The 14,590-nt window shown below is 39.3% G+C and carries 14 protein-coding genes; all 14 read left to right on the top strand.

Translation table 11 applies throughout. The features are described from left to right. Positions 1–1,319 precede the first annotated feature (1,319 nt). Positions 1,320–1,760: a ribose 5-phosphate isomerase B gene (gene rpiB, locus ACFPYN_RS12800; protein ID WP_377734704.1), complete on the top strand. Its 441-nt coding sequence runs from the start codon at positions 1,320–1,322 to the stop codon at positions 1,758–1,760. A gap of 14 nt (positions 1,761–1,774) precedes the next feature. Next, positions 1,775–2,326: a TIGR01440 family protein gene (locus ACFPYN_RS12795; protein ID WP_377734703.1), complete on the top strand. Its 552-nt coding sequence runs from the start codon at positions 1,775–1,777 to the stop codon at positions 2,324–2,326. Positions 2,327–2,347: 21 nt separating this feature from the next. Further along, on the top strand, positions 2,348–3,583 hold the full coding sequence (gene glyA, locus ACFPYN_RS12790; RefSeq protein ID WP_377734702.1) for a serine hydroxymethyltransferase: 1,236 nt from the start codon (positions 2,348–2,350) through the stop codon (positions 3,581–3,583). A 375-nt stretch (positions 3,584–3,958) separates the two neighbouring features. Continuing rightward, positions 3,959–5,335: an amino acid permease gene (locus ACFPYN_RS12785; protein WP_377734701.1), complete on the top strand. Its 1,377-nt coding sequence runs from the start codon at positions 3,959–3,961 to the stop codon at positions 5,333–5,335. Between the two features lie 217 nt (positions 5,336–5,552). Further along, a complete protein-coding gene (locus ACFPYN_RS12780; RefSeq protein ID WP_377734700.1) occupies positions 5,553–7,748 on the top strand; it encodes a bifunctional diguanylate cyclase/phosphodiesterase in 2,196 nt (731 codons plus the stop codon). Between the two features lie 535 nt (positions 7,749–8,283). Next, complete coding sequence (locus ACFPYN_RS12775) at positions 8,284–9,252, top strand: nuclease-related domain-containing protein (RefSeq protein WP_377734699.1); 969 nt, start codon at positions 8,284–8,286, stop codon at positions 9,250–9,252. A 321-nt stretch (positions 9,253–9,573) separates the two neighbouring features. Then, positions 9,574–10,203, top strand: coding sequence for a uracil phosphoribosyltransferase (upp, locus tag ACFPYN_RS12770; protein WP_377734698.1), 630 nt, complete (start codon positions 9,574–9,576; stop codon positions 10,201–10,203). Between the two features lie 19 nt (positions 10,204–10,222). Then, positions 10,223–11,338, top strand: coding sequence for a non-hydrolyzing UDP-N-acetylglucosamine 2-epimerase (gene wecB / locus ACFPYN_RS12765; protein WP_377734696.1), 1,116 nt, complete (start codon positions 10,223–10,225; stop codon positions 11,336–11,338). A 392-nt stretch (positions 11,339–11,730) separates the two neighbouring features. Continuing rightward, positions 11,731–11,952, top strand: coding sequence for an AtpZ/AtpI family protein (locus ACFPYN_RS12760; protein WP_377734695.1), 222 nt, complete (start codon positions 11,731–11,733; stop codon positions 11,950–11,952). A gap of 3 nt (positions 11,953–11,955) precedes the next feature. Continuing rightward, a complete protein-coding gene (locus ACFPYN_RS12755; protein ID WP_377734693.1) occupies positions 11,956–12,327 on the top strand; it encodes an ATP synthase subunit I in 372 nt (123 codons plus the stop codon). A 29-nt stretch (positions 12,328–12,356) separates the two neighbouring features. Then, the gene (atpB, locus tag ACFPYN_RS12750; protein ID WP_377734692.1) at positions 12,357–13,067 is read left to right on the top strand and encodes a F0F1 ATP synthase subunit A; all 711 of its coding nucleotides are present in this window, start codon (positions 12,357–12,359) and stop codon (positions 13,065–13,067) included. Between the two features lie 65 nt (positions 13,068–13,132). Continuing rightward, positions 13,133–13,357 carry a F0F1 ATP synthase subunit C gene (gene atpE, locus ACFPYN_RS12745; RefSeq protein WP_024535550.1) on the top strand — a complete coding sequence of 75 codons (225 nt, stop codon included), beginning with the start codon at positions 13,133–13,135 and terminating at the stop codon, positions 13,355–13,357. Between the two features lie 153 nt (positions 13,358–13,510). Beyond that, on the top strand, positions 13,511–14,044 hold the full coding sequence (gene atpF / locus ACFPYN_RS12740; protein WP_377734691.1) for a F0F1 ATP synthase subunit B: 534 nt from the start codon (positions 13,511–13,513) through the stop codon (positions 14,042–14,044). Next, positions 14,041–14,577: a F0F1 ATP synthase subunit delta gene (locus ACFPYN_RS12735; protein WP_377734689.1), complete on the top strand. Its 537-nt coding sequence runs from the start codon at positions 14,041–14,043 to the stop codon at positions 14,575–14,577. The genes atpF and ACFPYN_RS12735 overlap by 4 nt, the downstream gene beginning before the upstream one ends. Positions 14,578–14,590: the final 13 nt, after the last annotated feature.

Below are 14,590 nucleotides of genomic sequence, written 5' to 3'. Positions count from 1 at the left end.
CACTTGTTTTTTAAACTCGGTTGAAAATGTTCTTCTTTTTTTGGACATAGTAGATTCTCCTCACTGGTTGTGTATTATTCTACTTGCCCTTAATTTCGTTGTCCAACTAATTGTATCCTATCCAACAATGATCTGAAAAAATAGAGTGGGGCGAGTGATGAAGTCACAAGCCCCACTCTTTAAACTCTAGATTATTGTGCAGCAGAGGAAACGTCCGAAGCGCACTGAAAACCATGACATCATTAGTATTAGTGACCCTGATGTTCTGTAACGACTTCCGCGAGAGTGTGGGGTGTTGATGAGAGCCACAATTTGAAAGGCAATTTTGTCTCATCATCGGAGGGACACACTACCGCAGGCGACTAGTATCCACTTACTCTAAAGAACTACCCCCAGGTTGCCAACCAGAGCCACAAATAAAAGACATTTGTGGCTCTGGCTAGCACGCCTTTATTTTTCTTTGGAGTAAGTGTCATGAACAGAAAAGTGTCAGGCGGCTTGCCAACTGACACCTATTTGTTGATTTCTTCGAGTGTGTGGAGAGTTGATGAGAGCCACAGTTTTAAGATCAATTGTGTCTCTTCATCGAAGGGGCACAATACCGCAGGCGATTAGAATCCACTTTCTCTAAAGAACTGCCCCCACGGGATCAGGCGCAGTCACAATTTGAAGGACAATTGTGTCTACGTCTGCCACCGTTTATTTTCCATTATAGTGAGTGTCACTACTGTCTTTATGTGGTGGTTTGAAAATAAATAAAGGCAGGAAGAGGCCGAAATAACATCTTCGGTCGAATATCTACATAAAGACAGTATCGATTCTCTAGTAAACCAAACGATCTTAACTGTGGTCGTCCAGGTTTTCAGGGAGCGAAGGACGAACCCCCGCCGCACAATGATCTGAAAAAATAGAGTGGGGCGAGTGACGAAGTCACAAGCCCCACTCTTTATTCTCTAGATTATAGTGCAGCAGAGGATGCGTTCCGGAGCGGACTGAAAACCTTAGCTGTCCAGCGTTAAAGCTCTATATTTTGTGATTTAAAAGTTTTTCAGACGTCAATGCCTATTTTTCAGACGTCAATGCGTTTTTTTCAGACGTTAACGCCATTTTTTCAGACGTCAACCTCGAAAAGTCAGACTGAGATTTTTCGGACGGATGAAAAACCGGTCTTTCAACATCTGCGACCATTCATTGAAGTAACTTCACATAACTTTAAAGAGTAAAATGCGAAAAATCGGATTTACCAAAAAGTCACTTTGCGCTTTTCCTATTAAAAATGGTAAGATAAAACCGAGTATGAAAAGAAAAGAGGGACTATTATGAACATCGCGATTTCTTCCGATCATGGCGGCAATAATTTGCGCAAAGAAATTACCTCTTTACTTGACGAACTAGGTCACACATACCAAGATTTCGGTCCACAAACAAGCGACTCAGTCGACTATCCAGACTATGCACAACCAGTTTCTGAAGGTGTAGTAGCAGGGAAATTCGACCGTGGCATCTTAATTTGTGGCACAGGAATTGGTATGTCGATTGCGGCAAACAAAGTAAAAGGTATCCGTTGTGCACTAGTGCACGATGTATTTAGCGCAAAAGCAACACGAGGTCATAATGACTCCAACATTTTAGCAATGGGCGAACGCGTAATTGGCGGTGGCTTAGCGCGCGAAATCGTGAAAACATGGTTAGAAGGCGAGTTCGAAGGCGGTCGTCACGAACGTCGCATCTCAAAACTTTCTGAACTAGAAAACAAATAGAGGAGTTTGGTCATATGGATGCTTACACATTGTGGCAATCTCAACTCGAAGAATTATTAGATGGATTTGCAGAGCAAGTCACATTTTCACCCGGACAACTTGTAGTTATTGGTTGCTCGACATCTGAAATTGTAGGCAAGCGAATTGGATCTGCAGGTGGATTGGAAGTTGCGGAAGTTTTATATAAGCCACTCTATACATTTGCACAAAAACATGGCATCCATTTAGCCTTCCAAGGTTGCGAACATATTAACCGTGCACTTACAGTTGAACGACAAACGGCGATAGCCTTCGGACTAGAACCCGTATCCGTCATTCCTGTTCAAAAAGCAGGGGGATCAATGTCTGCTTATGCTTACACACATTTTAGTGATCCAGTTGTAGTTGAGCATGCACAAGCCCACGGTGGCATCGATATCGGACAAACACTCATCGGCATGCACATCAAACCAGTTGCCGTGCCGATTCGAACATCTATTAAACAAATTGGTGAAGCGATTATCACCCTCGCTACCACTCGCCCGAAACTTATCGGCGGTGAACGAGCAGTATATAAAAATAAATAGACTTAAAGGGGATATGGACACATGAAAAAGATTGCTGCGCAAGACAAAGTGGTTTATGAAGCGATGAATGCTGAGAAAATACGTCAACAAGGTAACATTGAATTAATAGCCTCTGAAAACTTTGTGTCAGAAGCAGTAATGGAAGCTCAAGGGTCTGTATTAACAAATAAATATGCTGAAGGCTATCCTGGCAAACGCTATTACGGTGGCTGTGAACATGTAGACGTTGTTGAAAATATTGCACGTGACCGCTTGAAAGAAATTTTCGGAGCAGAGCATGCGAATGTACAACCACACTCAGGTTCTCAAGCGAACATGGCAGTTTACATGACAGTACTTGAGCAAGGCGATACCGTTTTAGGAATGAACTTATCACACGGTGGTCACTTAACTCACGGGTCGGCAGTCAACTTCAGTGGAATTCAATACAACTTTGTTGAATACGGTGTTGATGAAGTAACAGAAACAATTGATTACTCAGAAGTTCGTGAAAAAGCAATTGAACATCAACCAAAAATGATTGTTGCTGGAGCAAGTGCTTATTCTCGTACACTTGATTTTGCGAAATTCCGTGAAATTGCTGATGAAGTAGGAGCATACTTGATGGTCGATATGGCACATATTGCTGGTTTAGTTGCAGCTGGTGAACATCCAAATCCTGTACCACATGCTCATTTTGTAACATCAACAACACACAAAACACTTCGTGGTCCACGTGGTGGATTAATTTTGACAACTGAAGAATTTGCGAAGAAAATTGATAAAACAATTTTCCCAGGTATTCAAGGTGGTCCATTAATGCACGTGATTGCTTCAAAAGCGGTTGCATTTGGTGAAGCACAACAACCAGAATTCAAAACGTATATTCAACAAGTCGTGAAAAATGCTAAAGTATTAGCGGACTGCTTGATTGATGAAGGAATTGACGTTGTCTCTGGCGGTACTGATAATCACTTACTACTAGTTAACTTACGTTCTTTAGAGCTAACAGGTAAAGTGGCAGAAAAAGTCTTGGATGAAGTCGGTATTACGGTAAACAAAAACACAATTCCTTTCGATACAACAAGCCCGTTTGTTACTTCAGGTATTCGAATCGGAACTCCTGCAGTGACATCTCGTGGATTTAAAGAACCAGAAATGAAAGAAATTGCGTCAATCATGGCGAAATTACTGAAAAATATTGAAGACGAAGCGGTTCACAAAGAAGCGGCTGAACGTGTTGCTACCTTGACTGCTAAGTTCCCTTTATATCAATAAGACAAAGCTCTAAAAAAAAAGGACCTTTTCAAGGACATCTACTTGTCCCTGAAAAGGTCCTTTTTTATTTACTTTTAAATAGTAAATACTCCATTCAAAGTATTCGAAACACTTTGTTAATATAATTTTAATTAATTACTGTAAAAATCATATCCTATTGATTTCTATCATACAGTATTGATTAGCCCTTAATTAAAACACTAGTAAATATGGACTTCATTTAATAGAACATATGTAACTAGCCAAATTAGTAAAAGTGCCTTATATTAAATGAATGCCATATTTTCAGAGCATTTAACTATATTAGAATTATTTAAATCGTTTTACAACGATGGGATGAAGTTGAAAATGGTTAGCGAAAGGGGGGACACAAGGATGACGAAAAATTCACAATCAAAAGGATTACAACGCGGATTGGAAGAAAGACATATCACACTTATGTCTTTAGGCGCTGCAATAGGAGTAGGATTATTTCTAGGATCTGCAACTGCGATTAAATTAGCTGGACCCAGTATTTTAATTGGCTATGCATTCAGCGGAATGATCATGTTCTTTATTATGAGAGCGCTGGGAGAAATGGCTATTCACAAACCGGTAGCAGGTTCGTTCAGTAAATATGCACGTGATTATTTAGGACCTCTTGCTGGATACATAACAGGATGGAATTACTGGTTCCTATGGGTTGTTACTTGTATGGCGGAAATCACGGCTGTAGGTATTTATATGGAATTTTGGTATCCAGATACGCCACGATGGATTTGGGCATTAATTGCATTAGTAGCAATGGCTGCTATTAATTTCCTTGCTGTTAAAGCATATGGTGAACTGGAATTTTGGTTCGCATTGATTAAAATAATAACGATCGTTGCAATGATTTTTATTGGAATAGGTATGATTACTTTCGGGATTGGTAACGGAGGAATTGCTACCGGAATTAGTAACCTGTGGGAAAACGGTGGATTCTTCCCTAATGGAATAAAAGGTCTTATACTATCACTTCAAATGGTCATGTTTGCTTATCTTGGAATTGAAATGATTGGTGTAACAGCAGGAGAAGTAAAAAATCCGGAGAAATCAATTGCTCGAGCGATTGATACGGTGTTCTGGCGTATTCTGATATTTTATGTTGGAGCATTGTTTGTTATTATGTCCATTTATCCATGGGATGAAATTGGATCAAAAGGCAGTCCGTTTGTACTTGCATTTGAACAAATTGGAATACCAGGAGCAGCGGGTATCATCAACTTTGTTATCTTAACTGCAGCTCTTTCTTCTTGTAACAGTGGTCTGTTTAGTACGGGAAGAATGTTATTTAACCTTGCAGAACATGGGGAAGCTCCCAAGAAATTTGGTAACCTAACAAAAAGCGGTGTACCTGGAACAGCCGTAATTGCTACATCATCTGTCTTATTAGTTGGCGTACTTTTAAATTATATTGTTCCAGCTAAGGTATTCACATGGGTAACGAGTATTGCGACTTTCGGCGCTATTTGGACATGGGGAATTATCCTGTTATCACAACTTAGTTTCCGTAAGGGATTAAAACCGAATGAACGAAAAAAATTGAAATATAAAGTGCCTTTATTCCCAATCACCTCTTATATTTCACTGGCCTTCCTAGGGTTTGTTATTCTTGTAATGGCTTACAATCCAGATACAAGAATTGCGCTCGTTGTTGGACCACTTTGGTTAATTTTCTTGACGCTGTTTTATTACGCAAAAGGGTTTCATAAAAAAAATCGAGTAAACTAACATAGATTAGCGCCATGGACGAATTTGTCTATGGCGCTTTCATTTAGGGTATGTAGTAAAAGAGACTGAAATTTTCAAACTAATTATTAATAAAAGAAGTATTTTCTAATTAGTTGAACATTTGGAATTTTGGGTATATTTGTGCATTCTAATATAGCTTTTTGTGTTCAAATATTCTACTATAGGACTACATAGATATAAAAAGGTGGTGTCTGGCTTGAAAACGAATTATCCGAAAGAATTAAGCAAAGATTTATTATTTGATTGGTTATGTCGTTTGGGCGACCAATATCAGACGGGATTTGTCGTGTCTGACCCAGATCAACCAAACAATCCACTTGTATATGTCAATGATTCATTTTTACGATTAACTGGTTTTTCTCGTGCAGAAATAGTTGGTGGAAATTGTCGTCTACTTCAAGGTCCAGAAACTCTTGCTAATACCGTTCACAGCATACGAAACCAAATGGCTACTGGAGATCCCATACATACTGAACTATTAAACTATCGAAAAGACGGGACTCCGTTTTGGAATGAACTAGTAATTCAACCATTGCGTGATGATAAAGGAATTCTATTATTTTATATAGGTTTACAACTAGATGTCACAAGTCGTAAACAAACTGAGGCATTATTTGTTGTTCAACAAGATATATACCAAGGTATTGAAAAAGGATATGCATTAAGCGTCTTACTACAAAAAATATGTGATGTTGCCGAAAGTTTCTTTCAACAAGACACGAAATGCTCGATTCTTTTGCTCGATTCCAAAGATCAATTGATTGTAGCAGCAGCTAGGTCTTTGCCTGAAAGTTATAACCAAGCTATTCAAGGTAGTAAAATTGGCATCAATGCAGGATCATGTGGCACAGCCGCTTTTACTAAAAAACCAGTGATTGTGACAGATATAGAAACAAGCCCGTTGTGGACTGATTATAAAGACCTTGCACTTGCTCATAATTTACGTGCATGCTGGTCCATTCCGATTTTGACACAGGAAAATAAAGTAGTGGGCACCATTGCTACATATTTTACCAATCCAAACAAGCCACGTGCTGTTGATTTAGAATTTATGCAACGACTTGCTCCACTCATTTCACTTGTCGTGAAATACTCGGATCATCAAGAAGAAATATTGCGTCTTGCCTATATGGATGCAGACACGGGTATTCCAAATCGTCATTATTTTATTAATGAACTTAAAGATTTATTGAATGAAAATGAACCTGGTTTCGTCGCTATCATAGAACCATCAGAATTTGCACATATAGTCGACGTCTATGGTCGAGTTGCTGGAGACGAATTGATTAAGCAAATGTGCAAGCGGATTCAACGAGTGTGTAAACGCTCCGAGGACATTATCGCTCGCTTCTCAAGCCCAGCGTTAATTATTGCTAGTTTAATTCCGACATATGAATTTGAACGATACACATCCTTGATTTTGAGTAGTGTGAATGATCCCTTTTTAATAGGTGATGAAGAAATGTATGTAACGATGAAAATCGGTGTAACACCTTTTCAAGGTAACAAAATTGATTGTGAAGAACTTATACGTTACTCAGATACAGCAATTTCAGAAGCCAAGAAGCGAGCAGGAAATGCGTTATCATTCTTTACGATTGATCAAGATGAAAAAGCGAAGCGCAAACTATATATTATTAATCATTTATCACATGCTCTACAAAGAAGTGAATTTGACATTCATATTCAACCGAAAGTCGATTTGAATTCAGGCGAGATTTTTTCATTTGAAGCATTAGCAAGATGGAATTCACCAGAACTCGGTCAAGTACCACCGAGTGTATTTATTCCTGTCGCTGAAAACTCAGGGAAGATTAGAGCCATAGAGCAAATCATCCTGGCTAAGGTATTAACCTGGTTACAAAAGCGCAAGCGAGAGGGTAAAACGCTGTTTCCGGTGGCAATCAATATTTCCAACGATCATTTCTTCCATCCATACTTTGTTGCAGATTTACGCAAAACCGTGAAAGAATACGGGATTTCAGCGAAATATTTACGCATTGAAATTACAGAAAGTGTCGGTTTAGTAGATTTTGATTTAGCCAAAAATATTTTTGAGCAATTGAAGTTAGCAGGATTCGAAAGCTCCGTTGATGATTTCGGCATGGGCTTCTCGTCACTCAGCTATTTGCAACAATTACCAGTCAGTGAAATCAAAATTGATCGAAGCTTCATATCTAAAATTGAAAGCGAAGGCACACTCGCCATCGTTCGCACCATCGTACAACTCGCGGCCAATTTAAATATGAAATCAATTGCTGAAGGCATCGAAACCGTCGAACAATTAACCATACTCAGGACCATCGGATGCAACAGTGGCCAAGGCTACTACTTCCACAAACCCATGACATTAGATGAGATGGATAGTATTTTAGACAGGGAACAACACTAAAGACTGCCGAGGCAGTCTTTTTTGGGTAGGAAGAAACTAATACAAACAAGAGCGAAGCGAAAACCAATTAGCCCCACGCACTCCGTTTGGGGGTATTTCTGTGGGGAAAATTGGGTGAAGGGGAATAAACAGTAGTTGGAGGGGATTAAATAGAGAATGAAGGGGAATAAAGCAACCGCGAAGGGGAATAAACACAAAGTGAAGGGGAATAAACCAAAGTGAAAGGGAATAACCACCATATATCAATTCCATTCAACAGCAGCGAATCGAAAACCAAACTTATTAGCCCCCACGCACTTCGTTTGGGGGTATTTCTGTTGAGGAATAACTGAACTGGGATACCCACTATAGTTAATTTTTCAACTCGATTTATATAAATAGCCAAAATTCAATTATGCCTCATTATTTCAAGGGGAAAATGAATTTTGCATCGTCAAGACAGTGCCAAAATACAACTTTGCCCCATTTTGATGTAAAGAATATTGGTTTGATATAAAATTTAGGTTAAGAACTGTTATGGGTAGGTGCTATGTTGATGATTATGAAATATCGAACGGATTCATTAAAATTAATGGGAGTAGAGGCTGCGATTCGAAGGTTATCTCCATCGCATCCCCAATACATTTTTTTAGAAGGACTAAAAAGGCAAATAATTGCTGGTATAAAAGGGGAGGAACTATTAAATAATTTTTTTGAACGTGTGAAATTCAGATTTGATTATTATGTTTTACACGACTTACATCTTTACTCAACGGCTTGGTTTCAAATTGATTCCTTAATTCTTACTCCGTACTACGCGATTATTTTGGAAATGAAAAATATTGGTGGGCATATTAAAATTCGTAAAAATCATCCGCAACTCGAACGAACTTTAGCTTCTGGCCAAATTGATTATTATAAAAATCCATTAGCTCAAGTAGTTGAAATAACTGACTTGCTACAAGATTTTTTAGAAATAAAGAATATAGAATTACCCATTTATCGAATTGTGATATTTAAAGATGCCAATCGATCACTCCAATTTGAAGAATCAGATATTCCGATAATTGGAATTCAGGAGCTTCCACATTATATTCGAACACGCCCTAGAGATAAAGTGAAATTGAATCATGATCAGATGGAGGCAGTCTTAACTGAGTTTTTAAATGCACATCAAGATTACAATCCATTTCCGATTACCTCTAAATACTTTATTGAACCCAAAGATATTGTTCCCGGTGTTACTTGCGAAAAGTGCCATTCGTTTGATGTGAAAAAGTTTTATAGAGAATGGCGCTGTCAAAAATGTGGTGAATCCACTAAAGTAGGGCATCTTAATGCCCTTAGCGATTTTGCAATGTTGATTGATAGAAAGATTACCAATAAAGAATGCAGGCACTTTCTACAAATTGACACCTGTAAACAGGCATCTAAAATTTTGGGGAAATTAAATGTTGAATCAATTGGTTCAAAGAAAAAACGTGAATATATACTTAACTACAAGTTGGACAATACTAATAATTGATCAGCAGCGTAGCGAAAACCAAACCAATTAGCCCCCACGCACTCCGTTTGGGGGTGTTTCTGTGAAAAAAATTGGGTGATGGGGAATAAACAATAGTTGGAGGGGATTAAATAGAGAATGAAGGGGAATAAAGCAGCCGCGAAGGGGAATAAACACAAAGTGAAGGGGAATAAACCCAAATGAAGGGGAATAACCACATGACCCCTCAACCCAATAACAGATTTCACAAACTTTCTAAAAAATCCGATTTCATCTCAAGTCGAGCGCAATGCGTTTTTTCTGCTATAATAGATGAAGTTTGAACGTAAAGGAGAGGGCATAATGGGAAAAGTATTCGTATTTGATCATCCATTGATCCAACATAAATTAACTTTTATTCGTGACAAGAGAACAGGTACAAAAGAATTCCGTGAACTAGTCGACGAAGTAGCTACTTTGATGGCGTTTGAAATTACACGCGATATGCCTCTAGATGATGTAGAAGTGGAAACACCAGTCACAACTGCGAAAGCAAAAGTATTATCAGGTAAAAAATTAGGTATCGTGCCAATCTTACGTGCTGGAATCGGCATGGTAGACGGCATCTTGAAATTAATGCCTGCTGCTAAAGTTGGACATATCGGCTTATACCGTGATCCTGAAACATTACAACCTATCGAATATTATGTGAAGCTCCCAGCGGATGTTGAAGAGCGTGATTTTATATTAGTTGACCCAATGCTTGCAACGGGTGGATCTGCACTTGTTGCCATCAACGCATTGAAAAAACGTGGCGCTAAAAACATTAAGTTTATGTGCTTAATCGCTGCTCCAGAAGGTGTGGAAGTTCTTAAAGCTGCGCATCCTGATGTAGACATCTATATTGCAGCGCTTGACGAAAAACTGGACGACCATGGTTACATCGTTCCTGGACTAGGCGACGCTGGAGACCGTTTGTTCGGAACAAAATAAGTAAGGAAGTGCTTTGACGTTGACGAAAAAATGGAAAGTAATGACGATTTTTGGAACACGACCAGAAGCAATTAAAATGGCACCACTTGTATTAGAACTTGAAAAACATACTGACGATATCGAATCCATCGTGACGGTAACGGCGCAACATCGCCAAATGCTTGACCAAGTGTTGGATACATTCGGCATCAAACCAGATTTCGATTTGAATATTATGAAAGACCGTCAAACTTTAATAGACGTGACAACACGAGGACTTGAAGGATTGGATGCAGTTATGAAAGAAGCGAAGCCTGACATCGTGTTAGTTCACGGTGATACGACAACGACTTTCATTGCAAGCTTAGCGGCATTTTACAACCAAATTGCGTTAGGTCACGTGGAAGCTGGACTTCGTACGTTTAATAAATACTCACCGTACCCAGAAGAAATGAACCGTCAATTGACAGGTGTGATGGCAGACCTTCACTTCTCACCAACCGAAGTGTCAGCAGAAAACCTTCGTCGTGAAAACAAACCTGAAGATCGCATTGTTGTTACAGGCAACACGGCAATTGACGCGTTAAAAACAACAGTACGCGAAGAGTATTCGCATCCAGTGTTAGATAAAATCGGCACAGATCGCATGATTTTATTAACGGCACACCGACGTGAAAACTTAGGACAACCGATGCGCAATATGTTCCGTGCAATTAAACGTTTAATTGAAGAACATGATGACGTTCAAGTGGTCTATCCAGTCCATATGAACCCAGCTGTTCGAGAAGTAGCGAATGAAGTACTTGGAAACGATCCACGCATTCACTTGATCGAACCATTAGAAGTACTTGATTTCCATAACTTCGCAGCACGTTCTTTCATTATATTGACTGATTCAGGCGGCGTGCAGGAAGAAGCACCTTCTTTAGGGAAGCCAGTTCTTGTATTGCGCGATACGACTGAACGTCCTGAAGGAATTGCGGCGGGTACATTGAAGTTGGCGGGAACAGATGAAGAAACAATTTATGGCTTAGCAAAAGAATTGCTAACGGATGAAGAGAAGTACGCATCCATGTCAAAAGCTTCAAACCCTTATGGGGATGGAGAAGCTTCTAGACGTATCGTCGAAGCATTGAAAGTTTATTTAAATAGGTAGAAATCATAAAGGGCTGCTTCGGTAGTCCTTTTCTATTTGAAACACATTTAATATAGAAGAAACTTAGTAAAGTATCATGTAAGCAAGTACAACAAATTCTATTAACATAGTTGGGTGACTGGCATCATGCCAATCGAAAATAATCCAGTGTTTTCAGCACTAATTAAAACCAACGCATCCGCGTGTTCATAAATTTGTCGACTATATGTCGAGGTATGCACCTTTGTGAAGTTTTTCACGGGAATCAATTGACATCATTTTACCCCTATTGTATGCTTACAAGGGATTAAATGAGAGGGCTTTCAACGGGCAACTATGCTTTTGGACCTTGTCATATCTACTTTCTACCAGATTCACGGTTTTACAAAAAATGCAAAAACGTGAGGATCATCATGCGTCAAACAAGACGTCCTTTACAAGGAATGGCTCTGTACTCGGCTATTCTCTCACAACTTGTTGGTTCTATTTTAATCGGTGTTTTCACAGGTATGTGGCTCGACAACAAAATAGGCACCACCCCGTTATTTTTAGTTCTGTGTCTGTTCACTGGTCTAGCTACCGGTGTTACAGCCATAATTCTGACCATTCGAAAATACGACTCAGGAGATACATAATCTATGCTAGATTTACAGCAAGTTTACGCTAGGCAAAAGAAACTCATATTTTTTTTGCTCGCATTTTGTGCGCTAGGCTGGGGTTTCACACCTTATCCAACCGTGTTTGCTGGCTTAGCATTAGGCGGCCTCTTCGGCCTGTATAATTTTTGGCTCCTCGTACGAAGATTGGAGAAATTTGACCGCTCCTTAAGTGAAGGGAAGAAAGTAGCCTCACTCGGCACGGCACTCAGGTTCGCCTCAGGTATCGCGGCGGTTGCTGTTGCTATGTCTATTCCCGAACAATTTCATTTAAATAGCACGGTCATTGGGTTGATGATTCCATATGTTTACTTATTAGTAGACAGAATTGTATACCATGTGAAATACCATTAATCAAATTGTGAAAGAGAGGTGAATACATCGTGCATCATGAGAATCCAACCGTTGTATGGCTTGGACTTACGTTCAATCTATCTAACGTTTTGATGCTATCGGTTACGGCACTCATTGTTTTCTTAATTGCTTTTATCTCCACACGTAAATTAAGTATGAAACCAACCGGTATGCAAAACTTTATGGAGTGGGTTATGGACTTCGTAAAAGGCATTATCAAAAGCAACATGGACTGGAGTACAGGTGGTCGATTCCATGTACTTGGAATTACACTAATCATGTTTATCTTCGTGGCAAACATGTTAGGACTTCCGTTTTCAATCATCATAAACGGAGAACTTTGGTGGAAATCACCAACAGCTGATCCACTAGTTGCTATGACACTTGCTACAATGGTCGTTATTTTAACTCACTTCTACGCGATCCAAATGAAAGGTATTAAAGAATACGGAAAAGACTTCTTACGTCCACTTCCTTTCTTAGCACCTTTGAAAATTATTGAAGAGTTCGCAAATACGTTGACACTCGGTCTGCGTCTTTACGGTAACATCTATGCAGGGGAAATCCTACTTGGCTTACTTGCAAGTTTAGGCTCTGTAAGTTATCTACACTTTGCTGGTGCAATATTGCCAACAATGGCTTGGCAAGGTTTCTCGATATTCGTTGGTGCAATCCAATCGTTTATCTTCGTTATGTTAACGATGGTTTATATGGCCCACAAAGTGAGCCGCGACCATTAATATAATGTTCATTTATTTGAACGACTAACACAAAAAAACACATATTCCAAGGAGGAAATTTAATTATGGTAGGTTCAGTAGGTTTATTAGCAGCAGCTATAGCAATCGGTTTAGGTGCACTTGGTGCAGGTATTGGTAACGGATTAATCGTTTCAAAAACAGTTGAAGGTATCGCTCGTCAACCAGAAGCTCGTGGCGTTCTTCAAACAACAATGTTCATCGGTGTTGCACTAGTTGAAGCACTTCCAATCATCGCAGCAGTTATCGCGTTCATCACTTTAAACCGTTAATCTAAAGCGAATATATGAAAATGGCGGAGTTCAGCTTTAAAGAGCCTTCGCCATTCTCTTGTGAATACTGATCATTTTGATCAACTGACTTTTTTGAAAAACATCTTATTAGATTAATTATAGAATGAAGCTCTTGAAGGGAGTGAAACAATCGTGTTTTTGGATTATCTCGTACTAGGTGCCACTGATGGTCATGAAGTAGAATTTTTGAACACAGGTGACATCTTTGCTACTTTAGTTATTTTCATCATCTTGATGCTCTTGCTTGCTAAATTTGCTTGGGGTCCTTTGATGGGAGTTATGAAACAACGTGAAGATTTGATTGCGAGTGAAATCGAAGCTGCTGAAAATAGCCGTTTAGAGTCACACCAGTTATTAGAACAACAACGTAGTTTATTAAAAGAAGCGAGAACGGAAGCACAAGCGATTGTTGAGAACGCGAAGAAACAAGGCGATGTACAACGTGAAGAAATCATCACTGTTGCACGTGCTGAAGCGAACCGTTTGAAAGAATCAGCTGTCCGTGAAATCGAAACAGAAAAAGATAAAGCTATCGCATCAGTTCGCGAAGAAGTTGTATCTCTATCTGTTCTTGCCGCATCTAAAGTTCTTGGGAAAGAAATTTCTGAGGAAGATAACCGTGCGTTAATCGAACAAACGATTGCGAAGGCAGGCGATGTAGGGTGAGTCAATCAACTGCAGCGCAACGTTACGCCTTAGCGTTATTTCAACTTGCACAACAACATAACCAACTAACTTCAGTAGAAGAAGATTTACGTGAAGTGAAAGTTGTTTTTAAAGAAAATAGTGATTTGCAGGCTTTGCTTGCTTCGCCAAAACTTTCTTTAGAACGCAAAAAAGAATTAATTCGTGAACTGTTTGGTAAAGCCAATCCACTTGTTGTCAACATTCTTCAATTGTTGGTTGACCGCAAACGTATTAACGAAACAGTAGAAATTGCAACTGAATTTGAAGCACTTTCGAATGACGCACAAGGTATCGCTGATGCGAAAGTATATTCTACACGTCCTTTAACTGATGATGAGCGTGCGGCGATTTCGTCTGCATTTGCCCATAAAGTTGGAAAACAAACGTTACGCATTGAAAACGAAATTGATCCGTCGTTATTAGGTGGCATTCGTCTTCAAATCGGAAATCGTATTTTCGATAGCAGCGTTAGCGGCAAGCTTGATCGCTTGAAAAAACAATTACTAAGTTAACTATAATAAATGA

The organism is Paenisporosarcina macmurdoensis, from assembly GCF_042658845.1.
Classification (GTDB): domain Bacteria; phylum Bacillota; class Bacilli; order Bacillales_A; family Planococcaceae; genus Paenisporosarcina; species Paenisporosarcina macmurdoensis.
The sequence above is the reverse complement of the archived record's forward strand: the minus strand, read 5'-3'. Positions and strand labels throughout refer to the sequence as shown.